17 protein-coding genes and 1 riboswitch are annotated in these 21,283 nt (G+C 75.1%); of the genes, 15 read left to right on the top strand and 2 right to left on the bottom strand.

Annotation, left to right across the window (positions count from 1 at the left end; translation table 11 throughout):
• Positions 1-70 precede the first annotated feature (70 nt).
• The 9 genes from ACJ9NR_RS09350 (at position 71) to cobI (ending at position 12,976) form a co-directional block, all read left to right on the top strand.
• Entirely contained in the window at positions 71-1,321 is a 1,251-nt protein-coding gene (locus tag ACJ9NR_RS09350) for an inorganic phosphate transporter (protein WP_412491778.1), read from the top strand.
• 34 nt (positions 1,322-1,355) lie between these two features.
• Positions 1,356-1,583, top strand: a complete 228-nt coding sequence (locus ACJ9NR_RS09355) for a hypothetical protein (protein WP_412491779.1) — start codon at positions 1,356-1,358, stop codon at positions 1,581-1,583.
• Positions 1,584-1,720: 137 nt separating this feature from the next.
• Positions 1,721-1,860: riboswitch (cobalamin riboswitch) on the top strand.
• Between the two features lie 101 nt (positions 1,861-1,961).
• Positions 1,962-2,933, top strand: coding sequence for a cobalamin biosynthesis protein (locus ACJ9NR_RS09360; protein WP_412491780.1), 972 nt, complete (start codon positions 1,962-1,964; stop codon positions 2,931-2,933).
• A complete protein-coding gene (locus ACJ9NR_RS09365; protein WP_412491781.1) occupies positions 2,930-4,441 on the top strand; it encodes a cobyric acid synthase in 1,512 nt (503 codons plus the stop codon). Before ACJ9NR_RS09360 ends, ACJ9NR_RS09365 begins: the two co-directional genes overlap by 4 nt.
• Positions 4,438-8,091 carry a cobaltochelatase subunit CobN gene (gene cobN, locus ACJ9NR_RS09370; protein ID WP_412491782.1) on the top strand — a complete coding sequence of 1,218 codons (3,654 nt, stop codon included), beginning with the start codon at positions 4,438-4,440 and terminating at the stop codon, positions 8,089-8,091. The genes ACJ9NR_RS09365 and cobN overlap by 4 nt, the downstream gene beginning before the upstream one ends.
• 169 nt (positions 8,092-8,260) lie before the next feature.
• The gene (locus ACJ9NR_RS09375) at positions 8,261-10,258 is read left to right on the top strand and encodes a putative cobaltochelatase (RefSeq protein ID WP_412491783.1); all 1,998 of its coding nucleotides are present in this window, start codon (positions 8,261-8,263) and stop codon (positions 10,256-10,258) included.
• Entirely contained in the window at positions 10,258-10,857 is a 600-nt protein-coding gene (gene cobO, locus ACJ9NR_RS09380) for a cob(I)yrinic acid a,c-diamide adenosyltransferase (protein WP_412491886.1), read from the top strand. Before ACJ9NR_RS09375 ends, cobO begins: the two co-directional genes overlap by 1 nt.
• Entirely contained in the window at positions 10,851-12,248 is a 1,398-nt protein-coding gene (locus tag ACJ9NR_RS09385; RefSeq protein WP_412491784.1) for a cobyrinic acid a,c-diamide synthase CobB, read from the top strand. Before cobO ends, ACJ9NR_RS09385 begins: the two co-directional genes overlap by 7 nt.
• Positions 12,245-12,976, top strand: coding sequence for a precorrin-2 C(20)-methyltransferase (cobI, locus tag ACJ9NR_RS09390; RefSeq protein ID WP_412491785.1), 732 nt, complete (start codon positions 12,245-12,247; stop codon positions 12,974-12,976). Before ACJ9NR_RS09385 ends, cobI begins: the two co-directional genes overlap by 4 nt.
• A gap of 29 nt (positions 12,977-13,005) precedes the next feature.
• Here cobI and ACJ9NR_RS09395 read toward each other — a convergent pair whose 3' ends face one another.
• Positions 13,006-13,734, bottom strand: coding sequence for a ZIP family metal transporter (locus tag ACJ9NR_RS09395; RefSeq protein WP_412491786.1), 729 nt, complete (start codon positions 13,732-13,734; stop codon positions 13,006-13,008).
• Between the two features lie 95 nt (positions 13,735-13,829).
• On the opposite strand from ACJ9NR_RS09395, the gene cobM reads away from it, so the two are divergent.
• Genes cobM through cobC form a run of 6 tightly spaced genes read left to right on the top strand, consistent with a single transcriptional unit; the run spans position 13,830 to position 20,129 of the window.
• Positions 13,830-14,648, top strand: coding sequence for a precorrin-4 C(11)-methyltransferase (gene cobM, locus ACJ9NR_RS09400; RefSeq protein WP_412491787.1), 819 nt, complete (start codon positions 13,830-13,832; stop codon positions 14,646-14,648).
• A complete protein-coding gene (cbiE, locus tag ACJ9NR_RS09405; RefSeq protein ID WP_412491788.1) occupies positions 14,645-15,886 on the top strand; it encodes a precorrin-6y C5,15-methyltransferase (decarboxylating) subunit CbiE in 1,242 nt (413 codons plus the stop codon). Before cobM ends, cbiE begins: the two co-directional genes overlap by 4 nt.
• Positions 15,883-17,574: a precorrin-3B C(17)-methyltransferase gene (gene cobJ / locus ACJ9NR_RS09410; RefSeq protein ID WP_412491789.1), complete on the top strand. Its 1,692-nt coding sequence runs from the start codon at positions 15,883-15,885 to the stop codon at positions 17,572-17,574. Before cbiE ends, cobJ begins: the two co-directional genes overlap by 4 nt.
• Positions 17,571-18,161: a precorrin-8X methylmutase gene (locus tag ACJ9NR_RS09415; protein ID WP_412491790.1), complete on the top strand. Its 591-nt coding sequence runs from the start codon at positions 17,571-17,573 to the stop codon at positions 18,159-18,161. Before cobJ ends, ACJ9NR_RS09415 begins: the two co-directional genes overlap by 4 nt.
• Entirely contained in the window at positions 18,158-19,072 is a 915-nt protein-coding gene (locus tag ACJ9NR_RS09420) for a sirohydrochlorin chelatase (protein WP_412491791.1), read from the top strand. The genes ACJ9NR_RS09415 and ACJ9NR_RS09420 overlap by 4 nt, the downstream gene beginning before the upstream one ends.
• A complete protein-coding gene (gene cobC / locus ACJ9NR_RS09425) occupies positions 19,062-20,129 on the top strand; it encodes an Rv2231c family histidinol phosphate aminotransferase CobC (RefSeq protein ID WP_412491792.1) in 1,068 nt (355 codons plus the stop codon). The genes ACJ9NR_RS09420 and cobC overlap by 11 nt, the downstream gene beginning before the upstream one ends.
• Before the next feature lie 36 nt (positions 20,130-20,165).
• Here the strand turns inward: cobC and ACJ9NR_RS09430 are convergent, their stop codons facing one another.
• Positions 20,166-21,071: an SCO1860 family LAETG-anchored protein gene (locus ACJ9NR_RS09430; RefSeq protein ID WP_412491793.1), complete on the bottom strand. Its 906-nt coding sequence runs from the start codon at positions 21,069-21,071 to the stop codon at positions 20,166-20,168.
• Positions 21,072-21,283 lie beyond the last annotated feature (212 nt).

Genomic DNA, 21,283 nt, shown 5'->3' on the forward strand with positions numbered 1-21,283 from the left:
AGTTCATCTTCCGTTCACTCAGGTTTCCTACGGTCAAGCGACCGATGACTTCGAACGATTGCCTGGGTAAATGGAAAACTTCTCGCTGATCCTCGCGATTGTGGTGGTCACCGCACTCGCGTTCGATTTCACGAACGGTTTTCACGACACCGCCAACGCGATGGCCACCACCATCTCCACCGGCGCGCTCAAGCCCAAGATCGCGGTGGCCATGTCCGCCGTGCTGAATCTTGTGGGCGCCTTCCTCTCCGTCGAGGTCGCCAAGACGATCTCCTCGGGTCTCATCGACGAGAACGGCATCCGTCCCGAGGTCATCTTCGCCGCGCTGGTCGGCGCGATCCTCTGGAACCTGGTGACCTGGCTGGTGGGCCTGCCCTCCAGCTCCTCGCACGCCCTCATGGGCGGCCTCATCGGCGCCGCGGTCGCCACCGCGGGCACCGGCGCCGTCCACGCCGGCGTGCTCGTCACCAAGGTGATCATCCCGGCGGTCGCCGCCCCGCTGGTCGCGGGCATCGCCGCCGCGGTCGCCGCCCGGTTCACCTACGCCGCCGGCCGCGGCAACGCCGACACCCGGGCCGCCAGGAAGGGCTACCGCGCGGGCCAGATCGCCTCCGCCGCCCTGGTCTCGCTCGCCCACGGCACCGGCGACGCGCAGAAGACCATGGGCATCGTCACCCTCGCCCTGGTCACCGGCGGCGTCCTCGCCCCCGGCTCCAACCCTCCCACCTGGGTCATCCTCTCCGCGGGCCTCGCCATGGCGCTCGGCACCTACATCGGCGGCTGGCGCATCATCCGCACCATGGGCAAGGGCCTGACCGACCTCCAGCCGCAGCAGGGCTTCGTCGCCCAGACCAGCGCGGCGACCGTGCTCCTGGCCTCCTCCCACCTCGGCTTCTCGCTCTCCACCACGCACGCCGTCACCGGCTCGGTGATGGGCGCGGGCCTGGGCCGCAAGGGCGGCGTGGTGCGGTGGTCCACCGCGGGCCGGATGTCCCTCGCCTGGGTGCTGACCCTGCCGGCCGCCGCGCTCGTCGGCGCGGGCGCCGAGAAGGTGACTGAACTCGGCGACGCGGGCACGGCCGTCATCGCCGTCTTCCTGGTCGCCGCGAGCGCCGGGATCTGGCTGCTCTCCCGCCGCCAGGTCGTCAACGCCGCGAACGTCAACGACGTCGACGAGCCGGCCGGTGTGGTCACCACGGCCATCGCCGCCGTCACCCCGCCCCCGCCCGGCACGGTGGCCGAGGAGCTCGCGTCCACGACCGCGGCCCCGGCCCCGGTCCCCGCCGCCGATCCGGCGACCCCGCCGGCCGCGACCGTCTGAGCCGGCGCACCCGGCACGAAGGAAGAGAAGCAGCATGAAGATCGACTGGGCGGCTCTGGGCTCCGTCTTCGGCGTCAGCCTCGCGGTCACCGTGGGCCTGGTGGTCCTGTTCACCCTCGGCATCAAGGGCCTCTCGCGCCGCGAACGGGCCGCGGCCGAGGGCAACTCGGCGGCCCTCGCGGTCACCGGCGCGTACGTGTGCTTCGCGGCGTGCCTGACGGCGGTGGCGTACGGCATCTACCTGATCACGGCGAAGGGCTGAGGCCCGGGCCGACGACCGACGCGCGTGGTGCCGGGACGGTGGTCCGTCCCGGCACCACGCGTTCGCGTGACCGCCGCGACCCCGCGTGTGTGGTCCTCCGCACACTCTCCCGTCGCAGGTCAACGGCGAGTTGACGGCCCTTCCGGCCCCGTGGTGGACTGCCGGGGCCATGTACGGCGGCACGGGAGGAAGCCGGTGTGAGTCCGGCGCGGTCCCGCCACTGTCACCGGGGTAGGTAGCCCCGGGAGCCAGGAACTCCCACCGCCGGTCTCGTCGAACCAGGGCGCGGACACCCTGAGTGAGGACATATCGCCATGCCCGGCTGCCTGTTGAGACTCCACACCCGAGGTCTGCCCGCCCCCACGGCCGGCTGAGCCGATGCGTGCCGGTCGCGTCTTCGCGTACGGCGCCGCCGCCGGACTCCTCGGTGACCGTCTCCTCGGCGATCCGCGCCGCGGGCACCCGGTCGCCGTCTTCGGGCGTGCCGCGGCCGCCGTGGAGCGGGTGCTGTGGCGGGACCACCGCGGGTGGGGCGCGCTGCACACCACCGTGTGCGCCTCAGGTGCCGTGGCGCTCGGTGCCGTGGCGCAGTCGTGCCTGCGTCCTTCCCGCACCGCCTCTCTCGCGCTGACCGCCGCCGCCACCTGGGCCGTGGTCGGCGGGACGTCCCTCGCGCGCGAAGCCCGGGGCATCGGGCGGGCCCTGGAGGCCGGGGACCTGGCCGCCGCACGGGCGCGGCTGCCGCGTCTGTGCGGGCGGGATCCGCAGGCGCTCGACGCCGGCGGGATCGCCCGGGCCGTCGTCGAGTCCGTCGCGGAGAACACGTCCGACGCGGTGGTGGGGGCGCTGGTGTGGGGCGCGGTCGGCGGGGTGCCGGGGCTGCTGGGGTTCCGGGCGGTCAACACGCTCGACGCCATGGTGGGGCACAGATCGCCCAGGTACCTGCGCTACGGATGGGCCTCGGCGCGGCTGGACGACGTCGCCGGGTGGCCCGGGGCACGGCTGACCGCCGCGCTGGCGGCGGTCGCGGGGGGCGATCCCCGCGGGGCCGTGCGCGCCTGGCGCGCCGACGCGGGCAGGCATCCCAGCCCCAACGCCGGGCCCGTGGAGGCGTCCTTCGCGGGCGCTCTCGGGGTACGGCTCGGTGGGACGTTGTCGTACGGGGGGCGCGTCGAGCACCGCCCGGTGCTGAACGGGGAGGGGCGAGCCGTGGAGACCGGGGACATCGAGCGGGCCGTCCGGCTGTCCGGCCGGGTCGGGTGGCTGGCCCTGGGGGTCAGCGCGGCCGGGGGGCTGCTGCGGGCACGGGCGGCAGGGCGCCCGGCGCGGGCGCCGGAGCGTGCGTCGTGAACGGCGGTGGGCTGCTCGTCGCCGGCACCACCTCCGACGCCGGCAAGAGTGTCGTGACCGCCGGGATCTGCCGCTGGCTGGTGCGGCAGGGCGTCAAGGTCGCGCCCTTCAAGGCGCAGAACATGTCGCTGAACTCCTTCGTGACGCGCGAGGGCGCCGAGATCGGGCGGGCGCAGGCCATGCAGGCGCAGGCGTGCCGGATCGAGCCGACCGCGCTCATGAACCCGGTGCTGCTCAAGCCCGGCGGTGAGCGGAGCAGCCAGGTGGTGCTGCTGGGCAGGCCGGTGGGCGAGCTCAGTGCGCGCGGATACCACGGCGGGCGGCAGCAGCGGCTGCTCGGCACCGTTCTCGACTGCCTCGCCGAGTTGCGGGGCACGTATGACGCGGTGATCTGTGAAGGGGCCGGCAGCCCCGCCGAAATCAATCTGCGACGGACCGACATCGTCAACATGGGGATCGCGCGCGGCGCGCGGCTCCCGGTGCTCGTGGTCGGCGACATCGACCGCGGCGGCGTCTTCGCGTCCTTCTTCGGGACCGTCGCGCTGCTCTCGCCCGAGGACCAGGAGCTCGTCGCCGGGTTCCTCGTCAACAAGTTCCGGGGCGACGTGAGCCTGCTGGAGCCCGGCCTCGGCATGCTGCGCGGGCTGACCGGGCGGCGGACGTACGGCGTCCTGCCCTTCCGCCGCGGGCTCGGCATCGACGAGGAGGACGGGATGGCGGTCCCCCCGCACGGGAGCACGCGGGAGCCGGACACCGCTCCCCCGGCCGGTGCGGAGGTACTGCGGGTCGCCGTGTGCGCGGTCCCGCTGATGTCCAACTTCACGGACGTGGACGCGCTCGCCGCCGAACCCGGCGTCGTGGTGCGGTTCGTGGACCGGCCGGAGGAGCTGGCCGACGCGGACCTGGTCGTCGTCCCCGGCACCCGGGGAACGGTCCGGGCGCTGGAGTGGCTCAGGCGGCGCCGGCTCGCGGACGCTCTGCTCGCCAGGGCCGCGGAGGGCCGCCCGGTCCTCGGCGTCTGCGGCGGCTTCCAGCTCCTCGGTGAGCACATCGAGGACGAGGTCGAGTCGCGGGCCGGCGCGGTCGCGGGGCTCGGAGTACTGCCGGTGCGGGTGCGGTTCGCCCGTGAGAAGACCCTCGCCCGTCCGGCCGGGGAGGCCCTCGGCGAGCGGGTCGAGGGCTACGAGATCCATCACGGCGTCGCCTCCGTGCACGGCGGTGAGCCCTTCCTGGACGGCTGCCGGGTCGGGCAGACCTGGGGCACGCACTGGCACGGCTCGCTGGAGTCGGACGGATTCCGGCGGGCCTTCCTGCGCGAGGTGGCGGCCGCCGCGGGCCGCCGGTTCGTGCCGGCCCCCGCCACCTCGTTCGCCGCGCTGCGCGAGGAGCGGCTCGACCGGCTCGGCGACCTGATCGAACAGCACGCGGACACGGACGCGCTGTGGCGGCTCATCGAGTCCGGCGCACCGCGAGGACTGCCCTTCATTCCACCGGGAGCACCCGCATGAGCACAGTGTTGTTGTTGTCGACCGCCGACACGGATCTGCTGGCCGCGCGGGCCGCGTCCGGTGCCTCGTACCGGCTCGGCAACCCCACCCGGCTGGACGTGGCCGGTGAGCTGCCCGCTCTCCTCGCGGGCGCCGACATCGCCGTCGTACGGCTGCTCGGCGGGAAGCGGGCCTGGGAGGACGGGCTCGCGGCGCTGCGGACGTCCGGCGTGCCGACCGTGCTGCTCGGCGGAGAGGCCGTCCCGGACGCGGAGTTGATGGCCGAGTCGTCCGTGCCCGCCGGTGTGGTGGCCGAGGCGCTGAAGTACCTCGTCGAGGGCGGGCCCGCCAACCTCACCGAGCTCGCCCGGTTCCTCTCCGACACCGTGCTGCTGACGGGCGAGGGGTTCGTCGAGCCGCGGAGGATGCCGGAGTACGGCGTCCACGGCGAGCGTCCGCGCGTCGCGGGACGGCCGACCGTCGGCGTGCTCTTCTACCGGGCCCACGAACTGAGCGGCAACACCGCCTTCGTGGACACCCTGTGCGACGCGATCGAGGCGCGCGGCGCCAACGCCCTGCCCGTGTACTGCGGTTCGCTGCGCGGCGCGGACGCGGGCCTGTACGAGCTGCTGGCGAAGGCCGACACCCTGGTCGCCACCGTCCTCGCCGCGGGCGGCACCCACGCCTCGCAGGCGTCGGCGGGCGGCGACGAGGAGGCGTGGGACGTCGGGGCGCTCGCCGGCCTGGACGTGCCGGTGCTGCAAGGGCTCTGCCTCACCTCGTCGCGGGCCGCCTGGGAGGAGTCGGACGCCGCCCTCTCCCCCATGGACGCGGCGATGCAGGTCGCGATCCCGGAGTTCGACGGGCGGCTCGTCACGGTCCCCTTCTCCTTCAAGGAACAGGGCCCGGACGACGTGCCCGTGTACGTGGCGGACCCGGAGCGGGCCGCGCGGGTCGCCGGGATCGCCGTACGGCACGCGGAGCTGAGGCACAGGCCCGACGCCGAGAAGAAGGTCGCGCTCGTCTTCACCGCCTACCCGACCAAGCACTCCCGGGTCGGCAACGCCGTCGGCCTGGACACGCCCGCCTCGGCGGTGCGCGTCCTGGACGCGCTGCGGGAGGCCGGATACGGCGTCAGCGGGTACCCCGCGGACGGCGACGAGCTGATCCACCGGCTCATCGAGGCGGGCGGGCACGACGTCGAGTGGCTGACCGAGGACCAGCTCGCGGCGGCCCCCGCGCGCGTGCCGCTCGCCGACTACCGGGCGTGGTTCGCCACGCTCGACCCCGGGCTGAGAGAGGCGATGACCGAGGCGTGGGGCGAGCCGCCGGGCTCGCTGTACGTCGACGGGGAGGACATCGTGCTCGCCTGCCTGCGGTTCGGCAACGTCGTCGTGATGATCCAGCCGCCGCGCGGCTTCGGCGAGAACCCGATCGCGATCTACCACGACCCCGACATGCCGCCGTCGCACCACTACCTGGCGGCCTACCGCTGGCTGGAGAACAGCTTCGGCGCCGACGCGATCGTGCACATGGGCAAGCACGGCACGATGGAGTGGCTGCCCGGCAAGGGACTCGGCCTCTCCCGCGGCTGCGCCCCGGACGCGGTGCTCGGTGAACTGCCCCTGATCTACCCCTTCATCGTCAACGACCCCGGTGAGGGCACCCAGGCCAAGCGGCGCGGGCACGCCACGGTCGTCGACCACCTCGTACCGCCGATGGCACGGGCCGACACCTACGGCGACCTGGCCAGGCTGGAGCAGCTGCTCGACGAGTACGCGCTCGTCTCCGACCTGGACCCGGCGAAGGCCCCGGCGGTGCGCGCGCAGATCTGGACGCTGGTGAAGGCGGCCGAGCTCCACCACGACCTGCACGTGGACGAACAGCCGGACGACGGCGACTTCGACGAGTTCGTCATGCACATCGACGGCTATCTGTGCGAGATCAAGGACGTGCAGATCCGCGACGGCCTGCACGTCCTCGGCGGCGGCCCGGTCGGCGAGCCGCGGGTGAACCTCGTGCTCGCCGTGCTGCGCGCCTCCCAGGTGTGGGGCGGGCAGGCGAACGCGCTGCCGGGGCTCAGGGCTTCGCTGGCGGCCCGTTTCGGGCTGGTGGAGAAGGAGTTGCTGGCCGAGCCGGGCGCGCCGGTGAAGGTGCCGGCGGAGCTCACGGACCTCGTCGAGGGTCCGTCCCGTTCGGCCGCCGACGCGATCGACCTGCTGGAGCGGCTGTGCCGGCGGATCGCGGAGGGGATGGAGGAGCGGGAGTGGGCCGTGGCCGCCGCCCCGGGCCTGGTCCGTGACGTCCTGGGCGCCGAACTGCCGGAGGCGGTCGCCGTGGTGGAGTTCGCGTGCACCGAGGTCGTGCCGCGGCTGGCCCGCACGAGAGACGAGATCGGCCACATCCTCAAGGCGCTCGACGGCGGTTACGTCCCGGCCGGGCCGTCCGGCTCCCCCACCCGCGGCCTGGTCAACGTCCTACCGACCGGCCGCAACTTCTACTCGGTCGACCCCAAGGCCATCCCGTCCAGGCTGAGTTGGGAGGTCGGGCAGTCGCTCGCCGACTCGCTCGTCCAGCGCTATCTGCAGGACACCGGCGCGTACCCGAAGTCCGTCGGCCTGACGGTCTGGGGCACGTCCGCGATGCGCACCCAGGGCGACGACATCGCCGAGGTCCTGGCGCTGCTGGGCTGCCGGCCGGTGTGGGACGACGCCTCGCGCCGGGTCACCGGCTTCGAGATCGTCCCGCTCGCGGAGCTCGGGCGCCCCCGCATCGACGTCACGGTCCGTATCTCCGGCTTCTTCCGGGACGCCTTCCCGCACGTCGTCGGGCTGATCGACGACGCGGTGCGGGAGGTGGCCGAGCTGCCGGAGCCCGCCGAGCGGAACTTCGTCAAGGCGCACGCCGACCAGGACACCGCCGAGCACGGCGACCGGCGGCGCGCGACGGCCCGTGTCTTCGGCTCCAAGCCGGGCGCGTACGGCGCCGGCCTGCTGCCCCTGATCGACGCCCGCAACTGGCGCTCCGACGCCGACCTCGCCGAGGTGTACGCGGTCTGGGGCGGCTACGCCTACGGGCGCGGGCTCGACGGGCGGGCCGCGCGCGGGGACATGGAGACGGCGTTCCGGCGGATCGCGGTCGCCGCCAAGAACGTCGACACCCGCGAGCACGACCTCGTCGACGCCGACGACTACTTCCAGTACCACGGCGGCATGGTCGCCATGGTGCGCCATCTGACGGGCGAGAGCCCCGAGGCGTACGTCGGCGACTCCGCCACCCCCGACCAGGTGAGGACCCGCACGCTGGGCGAGGAGACGCACCGGGTCTTCCGGGCGCGCGTGGTCAACCCGCGCTGGATGGCGGCGATGCGCCGGCACGGCTACAAGGGCGCCTTCGAGATGGCGGCCACGGTGGACTACCTGTTCGGCTACGACGCCACGGCGGGCGTGGTCGACGACTGGATGTACGAGAAGTTGTCGGCCGAGTACGTGTTCTCGCCCGAGAACCAGGCGTTCATGCGGAAGTCCAACCCCTGGGCGTTGCGCGGCATCACGGAAAGGCTGCTGGAGGCGGCTGACCGCGGGCTGTGGGCGGAGCCGGACCAGGAGACCTTGGACCGGCTCCGGGCGACCTACCTCGAACTCGAGGGAGATCTGGAGGGAGACGCGTGATCTCCCGGGACATCCCCGCGTCGGCGGGAAGCACACCGAGTACGTCTTGGACCCGGGGAAACGGGACGGGCCACCCCCGCATCGGCGGGGATCCGAGCGACACGTTGGCAGCCGTGTGCCCGGCACGCGGCCGACTTGGACACCGGCCACTCGAAGGAGTGATCCAGGCATGAGCACGCCCTTTCCCTTCACTGCAGTCGTCGGGCAGGACGATCTGCGTTTGGCCCTGCTCCTCAACGCGGTGAGCCCTGCCGTGGGCGGCGTCCTGGTGCGGGGCGAGAAGGGGACGGCGAAGAGCACCGCCGTGCGCGCCCTCTCGTCGCTGCTGCCCGAACTGGACGTCGTCTCCGGGTGCCGCTTCTCCTGCGATCCCGCCGCCCCCGACCCGGCGTGCCCGGACGGTCCGCACGCGCCGGGGGCGCTCGGGACCCGCCCGGCGCGGATGGTCGAACTGCCGGTCGGCGCCTCGGAGGACCGGCTGGTCGGCGCCCTGGACATCGAGCGGGCGCTGGCGGAGGGCGTGAAGGCCTTCGAGCCCGGCCTGCTCGCCGAGGCGCACCGCGGCGTCCTCTACGTCGACGAGGTCAACCTCCTCCACGACCACCTGGTCGACCTGCTGCTGGACGCCGCCGCGATGGGCGCCTCGTACGTGGAGCGCGAGGGCGTCTCCGTGCGGCACGCCGCCCGCTTCCTGCTCGTCGGCACCATGAACCCCGAGGAGGGCGAGCTGCGGCCGCAGCTGCTCGACCGGTTCGGGCTGACCGTCGAGGTCGCGGCCTCGCGGGAGCCGGACCAGCGGGTGGAGGTGGTGCGCCGGCGCCTCGCCTACGACGACGATCCGGCCGGTTTCGCGGCCCGCTGGGCGGACGAGGAGGCCGCGGTACGCCGGCGCATCGTCGCGGCACGGAAGGTGCTGCCGTCGGTGCGGCTGGGCGACGCGGCGCTCAGGCAGATCGCGGCGACGTGCGCCGCCTTCGAGGTGGACGGCATGCGCGCCGACATCGTGATGGCCCGTACCGCCACCGCGCTCGCGGCCTGGGCCGGGCGGGCCGAGGTGCTCGCCGAGGACGTTCGGCGGGCGGCACTGCTCGCGCTGCCGCACCGGCGCCGCCGCAACCCCTTCGACGCGCCGGGCCTCGACGAGGACAAGCTGGACGAGGCGCTGGAGGAGTCCGCCGAGCCGGAGGACGACGACGACCCGGGTCCGGACGGCGGGGGCGGCGGGGGCGGCGGGCGGCCGGCGCCGGACGAGGGGCCGCAGGGCGGGGAGACCGGGGCCCGTCCCGAGGCCGGCGAGGACGGCGCGCCGCAGCCCTCCGGTGCCGCGGAGCAGTCCGCCGTACGCGCCTCCGAGCCGTTCAGGACCAAGGTGCTGAGCGTTCCCGGGATCGGCGAGGGGGCCGCCGGGCGGCGCTCGCGGGCGCGGACCGAGCACGGGCGGACGACGGGGGCGCGGCGGCCGCGGGGCGCCCTGACCAAGCTGCACCTGGCGGCGACCGTGCGGGCCGCCGCCCCGCACCAGCGGGCGCGCGGACGCTCCGGTCGCGGGCTGGTGGTCCGGCGCGACGATCTGCGGCAGGCGACGCGCGAGGGGCGCGAGGGCAACCTCGTGCTGTTCGTCGTCGACGCGTCGGGGTCCATGGCGGCTCGGCAGCGGATGGGCGCCGTGAAGGGCGCCGTGCTGTCGCTGCTGCTCGACGCCTACCAGCGGCGGGACAAGGTGGGGCTGGTGACCTTCCGGGGGTCGGCGGCCGATGTGGCGCTGCCCCCGACCTCGTCCGTGGACGCGGCGGCGGTCCGGCTGGAGTCCCTGCCGACGGGGGGCCGGACGCCGCTGGCGGCGGGGCTGCTGAAGGCGCACGACGTGCTGCGGGTGGAACGGCTGCGGGATCCGGCGCGGCGCGCGCTCGTCGTGGTGGTGACCGACGGGCGGGCCACGGGCGGCCCCGAGCCGGTCGCGCTCGCCGGGCGGGCGGCGCGGCTGTTCGCGGCCGAGGGGACCGCCTCGGTGGTGGTCGACTGCGAGTCGGGACCGGTGCGGCTGGGGCTCGCGGGGCAGCTCGCGGGAGACCTCGGCGGCACGGCGGTGACGCTGGACGAGCTGCGGGCGGACTCGATCGCCGGGCTGGTGAGGGATGTGCAGGGGACGTCGAGGAGGGCCGCGTGATGCCGCAGGGACAGCCGAGTGTCGTGCCGGACGACGGACTGACGACCCGTCAGCGCCGCAACCGGCCTCTTGTCGTCGTGCACACCGGGGTCGGGAAGGGCAAGTCCACCGCCGCTTTCGGGCTCGCGCTGCGGGCCTGGAACCAGGGGTGGCCGATCGGGGTGTTCCAGTTCGTGAAGTCGGCCAAGTGGAAGGTCGGCGAGGAGAACGCGCTGCGGGTGCTCGGCGCCTCCGGCGAGGGCGGGACGGTCGACTGGCACAAGATGGGCGAGGGCTGGTCGTGGGTGCAGCGCGACGAGCAGCTGGACAACGAGGAGAAGGCCCGCGAGGGCTGGGAGCAGGTCAAGCGGGACCTGGCCGCCGAGACGTACCGGCTCTACGTCCTCGACGAGTTCGCGTACCCGATGCACTGGGGGTGGGTCGACACCGACGAGGTGGTCGACGTGCTGCGGGACCGGCCCGGGACCCAGCACGTGGTGATCACCGGGCGGAACGCCCCCGACAAGCTCGTCGGCTTCGCCGACCTCGTGACCGACATGTCCAAGGTCAAGCACCCCATGGACGCGGGCCAGAAGGGTCAGAGGGGCATCGAGTGGTGACCGGTGTGCCCCGGCTGGTCATCGCCGCGCCCTCCTCCGGCAGCGGCAAGACCACCGTCGCCACGGGCCTGATGGCCGCGTTCGCCGCGCGGGGGCTCGCCGTGTCCCCGCACAAGGCCGGGCCGGACTACATCGACCCCGGCTACCACGCGCTCGCCACCGGGCGGGTGGGGCGCAACCTCGACGCCTGTCTGTGCGGGCCGGAGCTGATCGGGCCGCTGTTCGCGCACGGGGCGCGCGGCTGCGACGTCGCCGTCGTCGAGGGGGTGATGGGGCTGTTCGACGGGGCGGCCGGCGAAGGCGAGCTGGCCTCCACCGCCCATGTCGCCAAGCTGCTGCGGGCGCCCGTCGTGCTGGTCGTGGACGCGTCCTCGCAGTCGCGGTCGGTGGCGGCGCTGGTGCACGGGTTCGCCTCCTGGGACCCGGAGGTGCGGGTCGGCGGCGTGATCCTGAACAAGGTGGCCTCCGACCGGCACGAGGCGCTTCTGCGGGAGGCGCTGGACGCGGCCGGGGTACCGGTGCTGGGTGCGCTGCGGCGGGCCGCGCCGGTGCACACGCCGTCACGGCACCTGGGGCTGGTACCGGTCGCGGAGCGGGGCGCCGCCGCGGTGGGGGCCGTGGCGGCGATGGGGGCGCAGGTCGCTGCCGGGTGCGACGTGGACGCGCTGTGGGCGCTGGCGCGGAGTGCGGGGACGTTGCCGTGTGCGGCGTGGGACGCGGCTGAGGCTGTGGGGGCTGGGCCTCCGGGCCCCCGTCGGTCCGGAGGGCCTCGTCCGCGGACGGCGGACGGGCTGACGATCGCCGTGGCCGGCGGCAGCGCGTTCACGTTCTCCTATGCCGAGCACGCCGAGCTGCTGACCGCCGCGGGTGCCGAGGTCGTCGTCTTCGATCCGCTGCGGGACGAGCAACTGCCGGACGGCACCAGGGGTGTGGTCATCGGCGGCGGGTTCCCCGAGGTGTACGCCGCCGAGTTGTCCGCCAACGAGCCGTTGCGGAAGGCCGTCGCCGCGCTCGCCGGGAGCGGGGCGCCCGTCGCGGCCGAGTGTGCCGGGCTGCTGTATCTGTGCCGGGAGCTGGACGGGCTGCCGATGTGCGGGGTGCTGGACGCCACCGCGCGGATGAGCGAGCGGCTGACCCTCGGGTACCGCGACGCCGTGGCCGTGAGCGACAGCGCGCTGGCCGTCGCCGGGACGCGGACGCGGGGGCACGAGTTCCACCGGACCGTCGTCGAACCGGGGGCGGGGACGGCTCCGGCATGGGGGGTGCGCGCCCCCGGGCGGCGCGTCGAAGGTTTCGTGCAACACGGTGTGCACGCGAGCTATCTGCACACGCACTGGGCCTCGCTGCCCGGTGCCGCCCGTCGGTTCGTGGAGAGGTGCCGGACGTCATGAGCAGCAGGCTGACCGGAGTGGGAGTGGGGCCCGGCGACCCCGAGCTGGTGACCGTCAAGGGCGTCAACGCGCTACGGGCCGCCGGGGTTGTCGTCGTGCCCGTCATGGACACCGGGGAACGCGGGCGCGCCGAGGCGACCGTGCTGCACTACGTGCCCGCGGAGAAGGTCGTACGGGTCGTGTTCGCGCTCAACGAGCGCAGCGACCGGGGACGGCGGGTGGCCGCCTGGGACGCGGCCGGGGAGCGGGTCGCCCAGCTCCTGCGGGAGCACGGGAGCGTCGCCTTCGCCACCATCGGCGACCCCAACGTGTACTCCACCTTCACCTATCTCGCGCAGACCGTCGCCGCGCTGGTTGCGGGAACGGTGGTGGAGACCGTGCCCGGCATCACCGCCATGCAGGACCTCGCGGCACGGTCGGGGGCCGTGCTCACCGAGGGCACCGAGCCGCTCGTCCTCGTGCCCGTCACCGCCGGGGCCGCCGTGCTCAAGGACGCGCTGGCCGGGCCGGGCACCGTCGTCGCCTACAAGTTCGGCCGGCAGGCCGGTGAGGTCGCCGAGGCGCTGCGCGAGACGGGACGGCTCGACGGCGCCGTGTGGGGCTGCGCGCTCGGGCTCGAGGCCGAGTCGATCCGGCCCGCCGCCGAACTCGACGGGACCCCCCTGCCGTACCTCTCCACGCTCATCGCGCCCGCGCGGCGCGACGGCGGGCGGGGCGGCAAGCTGTGACACCCCGCAGAAGGCGCGGCGGGCCCGGCTCAGCCGGCCAGGCCCACCACCAGCCAGATGAACAGCGCGCCCGCGACCGTGCACAGCAGCGTCGAGCGGGCGGGGTGCTCGTGGTGCGCCTCGGGCAGGATCTCGGCCGCGGCGAGGTAGAGCAGTACGCCGCCGAAGAGCCCGAGATAGCCGCCGAGCAGTCCCTCCGGGATGGTGACGAACGTGGTCGAGGCGGCACCCGCGACCGGTGCCGCCGCGTCCGCGAACAGCATGGTCAGCGCCTTGCGGCGGGCGTTGCCGTACAGGCTCGTGATCGTGTACGTGTTGAAGCCGTCCGCGAAGTCGTGGGCGACGACGGCCAGCGCGACCGCCGTGCCCATGCCGCCGCCGACCTGGAAGGCCGCGCCGATCGCCACACCGTCCATGGCGCTGTGACCGACCATGGCCGCCGCGGCCGTCAGACCCACCTCGGGCACCCGGCCACTGTTCTCCTCGCCGCCGTGCGAGGCCTGGCGGGCGGCCAGCAGCCGTTCCACCAGATGGGCCACGAGGAAGCCCGTCACGAACAGCAGCAGGGCCGCCGGCACGCCGAAGACCTCGCCGCCGGCCGCTTTCAGGGCTTCCGGCAGCAGGTCCAGGCCGACGACACCGAGCATCAGTCCGCCGGCCAGCCCCAGGACCAGATGGCGGCGGTCGGTCACCCGCTGCGCCGTCCAGCCGCCGGCCAGCGTCATCAGGAACGCGCCGAGCGCGACGAAGACCGCCATGGGGCCTTGTTATCCGATCAACGGCCGTTCGCGCACATCGTGCGGCCCCACCGGCACCGCCTGTATGACCTTTTGTCCAGAGAGGACCGATTTTCATGGCCGACGCCACCACCGGCAAGGTGACCTTCGTCGGTGCCGGCCCCGGCGCCGCCGACCTGCTGACGTTCCGTGCCGCGCGCGCCATCGCCGAGGCCGACATCGTGATCTGGGCCGCGAGCCTGGTGCAGGCGGAGGTCCTCGAGCACGCGCGCCGGGACGCGGAGATCCTCGACTCGGCGACGATGTCCCTGGAGGACGTCGTCACCGTCTACGAGCGGGCCCGGGCGGAGGGGCTGCGGGTGGCCCGGGTGCACTCCGGCGACCCCGCGCTGTGGGGCGGCACGCAGGAGCAGCTCGACCGGTGCGCGCGGATCGGCGTGGAGACCGAGGTCGTGCCCGGTGTCTCCGCGTTCTCCGCCGTCGCCGCGCTCGCGCGGCGCGAGCTGACCGTCCCGGAGGTCGCGCAGTCGGTGGTGCTCACCCGGCTCGGCGGCGGCAAGACGCCGATGCCGCCCGGGGAGGAGGTGCGGGAGTTCGCCAGGCACGGCACCACCATGGCGATCTTCCTGTCCGCCGCCCGCAGCGGGCAGCTGGTGCGGGAGCTGCTGGAGGGCGGCTATCCGACGTCCACCCCGGTCGTCGTCGCCCACCAGGCGACCTGGCCGGAGGAACTCGTCGTGAAGTGCACGGTGGGGACGCTGGAGGAGACGGTCAAGGAGCACAGGCTCTGGAAGCACACGCTCTTCGTGGTCGGCCCCGCGCTGGACGCCGAGGGCACCCGGTCGCACCTGTACCACCCCGGCCACTTCCACGGCTACCGCAGGGCCGACCCGCAGGCCCGCAAGGCCCTGCGCGAACGCGGGGCGAGCACGTGATCACGGTCATCGGCACGGGGACGGGCGCGCCGGCCGTCACCGACGCGGTGGCGGACGCCGAGCTCGTCGTGGGCGGGCGCCGGCACCTGGACGCCGTACGGCTGCCCGCGGCCGCCGAGCGGATCGTGCTCGGTCCGCTGGCACCCGCCCTGGACGTCGTCGAGGAGTACGTCGCCGCCGAGCGGCGCGTGGTCGTGCTGGCCTCCGGGGACCCGGGGTTCTTCGGGATCGTGCAGGCGCTGGCCGAGCGGTTCGGCGCGCGGCGCCTCGACGTGCGGCCGGGCGTCCCGTCCGTCGCCGCCGCCTTCGCACGGCTGGGACTGACCTGGGACGACGCGGTCGTGGTCAGCGCGCACGGGCGGGATCCGCGCACGGCCGTCAACGTGTGCCGGGCACACCCGAAGGTCGCCGTGCTCACCGGGCCGGGCGCCTCTCCCGCCCAGCTGGGCGCCGCGCTCGCCCGTACCGTGCCGGACCGGGTCCTCGTCGTCGCCTCCGCGCTGGGCTCGGCGGCGGAGCGCGTGCAGCGGGTCTCCCCCGCCGAGGCCGCGGCCCGCGACTGGGGCACGGCGGTGAGCGTCGTGCTGTGCCTGGACGAGACGCGGGCGCCCGGTGCCGCGCGCACGCTCGCGGGGGCGGCCGGCCGGCCCGCCGGATGGGCGCTGGACGAGGGCGACTTCGCGCACCGCGACTCGATGATCACCAAGTACGAGGTGCGGGCCCTGGCGCTGGCCCGGCTCGGGCCGCGCCCCGGCGACCTGGTGTGGGACGTCGGCTCCGGCTCGGGGTCGGTGGCCGTGGAGTGCGCGCGGCTGGGCGCCGCCGTCAGCGCGGTCGAGAAGGCCGCGGACGGGGTGGGGCGGATCCGCGCCAACGCCGCCGCGCACGGCGTGGACGTGCACGTGGTGCACGGTGAGGCACCCGCCGCCCTGGACGGTCTCGACGCCCCTGACGCGGTGTTCGTCGGGGGCGGGGGCCGCGGACTGCCCGGCATCGTCGGCGCGTGCGCGCGGCGGGCCCGGCGGACGGTCGTGGTCGCCGTGGCCGCGCTGGACCGGGTGCCCGCGGTGCGCGCCGCGCTCGGCGGCGCCGGGCTGGCCTGCGACGGGGTGCTGCTGCAGTCCTCCCGGCTCGCGCCGCTGCCGGGGGACGTGACCCGGCTGGCGGCGGCCAATCCCGTTTTCCTGCTGTGGGGCGTGCGACCGCGCGCCGTCGCTGACGAAGGAGTTGCCCTGTGATCGGCCTGATTTCCGCCACCGCGGCGGGGGCGGCGGCGCGCGACCGGCTGGCCGCCGCCTGGCCGCGGCGCACGCGCGTGTACGAGGGGCCCGTGGGGGACGCCGTACGGGCCGCGTTCGCGGAGTGCGAGCAGCTCGTGTGCTTCCTCGCGACCGGTGCCGTCGTACGGCTCGTGGCGCCGCTGCTGGGCGGCAAGGCGACCGACCCCGGTGTGGTCTGCGTCGACGAGGGCGGGCGGTTCGCCGTGTCGCTGGTCGGCGGGCACGCCGGCGGCGCGAACGAACTCGCCCGGCGGGTGGGCGGGGTGCTGGGTGCCGAGCCCGTGGTGACCACGGCGACCGATGCCGTCGGCGTCCCCGGCCTGGACACGCTGGGGCTGCCCGTGGAGGGCGACGTCGCCGGGGTGACGCGGGCGCTGCTGGACGGGGAGCCGGTCACGCTGGACGCCGAGGTGCCGTGGCCCCTGCCGGCGCTGCCGTTCGCCGCCCGGGGCGGGCACACCGTCCGGCTGACGGACCGTGCGGTGCGGCCGCAGGGCGGTGAGGTGCTGCTGCGTCCGCCGTCCCTCGTCGTCGGTGTCGGCGCGTCCAGGGGCGTCTCGGCGGACGAGGTGTGCGCACTGGTCGAGGGCGCGCTGCGGGACGCGGGGCTGTCCGCCCGCAGCGTCGCCGCCCTCGCCACCGTGGACGCCAAGCGCGACGAGCCCGGCATCGTCGAGGCGGCCGCGCGGTTCGGCGTGCCCGTGCTGACCCATCCGGCCGAGGAGCTGGCGAAGGTCGCGGTCCCCAACCCCTCCGGCGCCCCCCTCACCGCCGTGGGCACCCCCTCGGTCGCCGAGGCCGCCGCGCTCGCCCGCGGCGGTGAACTCCTCGTCCCCAAGCGGAAGTCGGCGCGTGCGGACGGGCATGCGGCGATGGCGACCTGTGCCGTCGTACGGCGTCCGGCGCGCGGGCGGCTCGCGGTGGTCGGGCTCGGACCCGGCGCCCGCGACCTGCTCACCCCGCGCGCCACGGCCGAGCTGCGGCGCGCCGCCGTGCTCGTGGGGCTCGACCAGTACGTCGACCAGATCCGCGACCTGCTGCGGCCCGGCACCCGCGTCCTGGAGTCGGGGCTCGGCGCCGAGGAGGAGCGGGCCCGGACCGCGGTGGTCGAGGCCCGTCGCGGCCAGGCCGTCGCGCTGATCGGCAGCGGGGACGCCGGCGTGTACGCCATGGCCTCCCCCGCGCTCGCCGAGGCCTCCGACGACATCGACGTGATCGGCGTGCCCGGCGTGACGGCCGCCCTGGCGGCCGGGGCGATCCTGGGCGCGCCGCTCGGGCACGACCACGTGTCGATCAGCCTCTCCGACCTGCACACCCCCTGGGAGGTCATCGAACGGCGGGTGCGCGCGGCGGCGGAGGCGGACCTCGTGGTCACCTTCTACAACCCCCGTTCCCGCGGCCGTGACTGGCAGCTGCCGAAGGCGCTCGCGATCCTCGCCGGGCACCGGGAGCCGGGTACACCCGTCGGCGTCGTACGCAACGCCTCCCGGCCGGAGGAGTCGAGCCGGGTGACCACGCTCGCCGGACTCGACCCGGCCACCGTCGACATGATGACGGTCGTGACCGTGGGCAACACCGCGACCCGGATCGTCGCGGGCCGCATGGTGACCCCTCGCGGCTACCGCTGGCAGGGGGAGGCCCGGTGAACCGCGTGGTCCATCCGATCGAGGAGGAGTCCTACCGGCGGCTGCGGGCCCGCCTGGACACCTCGCACCTCCCGCCGCTGACGCGCGCGGTGGTGGAGCGGGTCGTCCACTCCGCCGCCGACCTCGCGTACGCGGGCGACCTCGTCATGGACGAGGGCGAGCTGACGAAGGCGCACGCGGCGCTGCACGGCGGGGCGCCCGTGGTCGTGGACGTGGAGATGGTCGGCGCGGGCATCACCCGCCGCGAGACCGTCTGCCGCCTCGGGGACGCCGTGGCCGGGCCGGGACTGACCCGTTCGGCGCACGCCGTACGGCTCGCTCACGAACAGGTCGGCCCGGGCGCCCTCTGGGTGATCGGCAACGCGCCGACCGCCCTGGAGGAGCTGCTCACCCTGGACGCCGACCCGGCGCTCGTCATCGGCCTGCCCGTCGGCTTCGTCGGCGCGGTCGAGTCCAAGGCCGCGCTGCGCGAGAGCGGGCTGCCCGCCGTCAGCAACGTGTCCGAGAAGGGCGGGTCGGCGGTGGCCGCCGCCGCGCTCAACGCCCTGCTGTACCACCCCGTTCCACACTCCGAGGAGTCATCGTGACCACCGCTGCGCCCGCCCTGCTCATCGCCGGCCACGGCACCCGGGACGACGCCGGAGCCGAGGCGTTCCGCGCCTTCGTACGGCGGCTGGGAGAGCGCCACCCCGGGCTGCCCGTCGCGGGCGGCTTCATCGAGCTGTCCCCGCCGCCGCTGGGCGAGGCGGTGACCGAGCTGGTGGAGCGGGGGGTGCGGCGGTTCGCCGCCGTGCCGCTGATGCTGGTGTCCGCCGGGCACGCCAAGGGCGACATCCCCGCGGCGCTCTCCCGCGAACGGGAGCGGCACCCGGGGCTGACGTACGCCTACGGGCGCCCGCTGGGCCCGCACCCCAAGATCCTCTCGGTCCTGGAGCGCCGCCTGGAGGAGGCGCTCGGCGGCGGGCCCGGGGACCGCGCCGACGTGACCGTGCTGCTGGTCGGCCGGGGCTCCACCGATCCCGACGCCAACGCCGAGGTGCACAAGGCGGCGCGGCTGCTGTGGGAGGGGCGCGGCTACGCGGGCGTGGAGACGGCGTTCGTGTCGCTCGCGGCGCCGGACGTGCCGAGCGGCCTGGACCGGTGCGCCCGGCTGGGCGCGCGGCGGATCGTCGTCCTGCCGTACTTCCTCTTCACCGGCGTCCTGCCGGAGCGGGTACGCGAGCAGACCGCGGACTGGGCGGCCGCGCACCGCGCGGTCGAGGTGCGCTCCGCGGACGTCATCGGGCCGGAGCCGGAGCTGCTCGACCTGGTGATGGAGCGCTACGAGGAGGCCGCGGGGGGCGATGTGCGGATGAACTGCGACTCCTGCGTGTACCGCGTCGCGCTGCCGGGGTTCGAGGACAAGGTCGGCATGCCGCAGCAGCCGCACTTCCACCCGGACGACGACGGCCACCCGCACCACGGGCACCACCACGGCGGACACGCCCATGCACACTGACCACGAGCACGATCTGCGCCACCACGGGGACGCCGAGGTGCGGGACGGCGGTTCCGCACTCGTCGACCTGGCCGTCAACGTCCGCGCCGGCACTCCCCCGGCGTGGCTGCGCGAGCGGGTCGCCGGCGCGCTCGGCTCGCTCGCGGCCTACCCGGACGGGCGGGCCGCGCGGGCGGCGGTGGCGGCGCGGCACGGGCTCGCGGTGGAGCGGGTGCTGCTGACGGCGGGCGCGGCCGAGGCCTTCGTGCTGCTCGCCCGGGCCCTGGAGGTCCGCAGACCCGTGGTGGTCCACCCCCAGTTCACGGAGCCGGAGGCGGCGCTGCGGGACGCGGGTCACCCGGTGCGCCGGGTGCTGCTGCGGGAGGAGCACGGCTTCCGGCTGGACCCGGCGGCGGTCCCCGAGGACGCGGACCTGGTGGTGATCGGCAACCCGACGAACCCCACCTCCGTCCTGCACCCCGCCGAGGCCGTCGCCGAACTCGCCCGCCCCGGGCGGACGCTGGTCGTCGACGAGGCGTTCATCGACGCGGTGCCCGGGGAGCGGGAGACGCTGGCCGGCCGGACGGACGTACCGGGCCTGGTGGTCCTGCGCAGTCTCACCAAGACCTGGGGGCTGGCCGGGCTGCGCATCGGTTACGTCCTCGCCGCCCCCGGGACGATCGCCGGCCTGGAGCGCGCCCAGCCCCTGTGGCCGGTCTCCACGCCCGCGCTGGCCGCCGCCGAGGCCTGCATGGAGCCGCGGGCCCTCGCCGAGGCGGGGCACGCGGCCCACCGCGTCGCCGCGGACCGCGCCCATCTCGTGGCCGGCCTCGGCGAGTTCGCCTCGGACGGGCTGCGGCTGGTGGAGCCGGCCGAGGGCCCCTTCGTCCTGGTCCGGCTGCCCCGGGCGGCCACCGTGCGCCGGCACCTGCGCGATCTGGGCTTCGCGGTGCGGCGCGGCGACACCTTCCCCGGCCTCGGCGGGGAGTGGCTGCGGCTGGCGGTGCGGGACCGGGCGACGGTCAACTCCTTCCTGCAGGCGCTGGACCGGGCCCTGACGCTGGCCTCGCACCGCTGAGCACGCCGGCCGGGGCCCGCCACCGGCAGGGCCGGCTCAGCTCCGGCCGCGGCGCGCCAGCGCCACCGCCCCGCCGCCGGCCACGAGCAGCGCGAGCGCCCCGCCCGCGACGTACGGGGTCATGGGGTTGCCGCCGGTCTCGGCGAGGTCCGTCCCGTGGCCGCCCTGGGGCTTCGTGCCGCCGGCCGGAGCGGTCGGCGCGGGTGACCGCGGCGCGTCGGCGGCCGGTGCCCGGCAGGTCGCCTTCGCCAGGGTCAGGGTGCCCTCCACGTCGGCCACGTTCAGCTTCAGCGGGTTGACGGAGACCTTGAGTTCGAGCGCCGTGGCGGCCGCCGTGCGGGAGGTGGTCTCCCGCTTCGACAGGTCCAGCCGGACCTCGCCGACGCCGGGCACCTTGACGTCCGTGGTGCCGCCGGTGGTCAGGGTGACCTTCTTGCCCAGGACGCTCACCGAGCCGAGCAGGTCGGAAGTGGCGACGGGCGTTCGGCCGGCCGCGCAGGTCGCCTCGGAGGTGACCTGCTCGATCTCGATGAGGGACAGCAGCGGCAGTCCGGGGACGTGCACACTGGCGTGCGCGAGGCTGGTGCGGCCCTCGGCCCGGCCGGCGGTGACGGTCGCCTTCGCCGAGGCCGCCCGCGCGGACAGCACGGTGAAGGGCTTGCCGCCGTCGACGCCGTCCAGTCTGGCGGACAGCGCGGTCTTCCCGGCGCTCCGCGGCGCCTCGACCTGGTTGAGCGAGACCGCGAGCGGGACGTTCACGGTCTTGTTCAGCAGCGACACGTCGAGTCCGGTGCGCAGGACCACGGCGCTCGCGTGGCCCTGGTCGCCGGTCGCGTGCGCGGCGCCCGCGCCGGCCAGGGCCGCGGGACCGGCGGCGAGGGCCGTGGCCGCCGCGACGGTGGCGAGACGGCGTGCGGGCATGCGGAAGTTGAAGCCGTTCAAGGTGGGGACCCCTCGGAGGAGACTTGCTCGGGACCCGTCAAGAATTACGCACCAGGGGTGAACCGGCGGCGTTCCGGCGCCACTTCACCCCATCGTGCGTTCCCCGTGAACGTTTTCGAATCGCACGGCACAGGCGTTCCACTCTTTCCCCGCCGCACCGCCTCTCTCGGGGCGTACGACGGCCGGCGCACCGGCGCACGGCCGGCGCGCAC

Source organism: Streptomyces sediminimaris, assembly GCF_047049295.1.
GTDB classification, from domain to species: Bacteria; Actinomycetota; Actinomycetes; order Streptomycetales; family Streptomycetaceae; genus Streptomyces; species Streptomyces sediminimaris.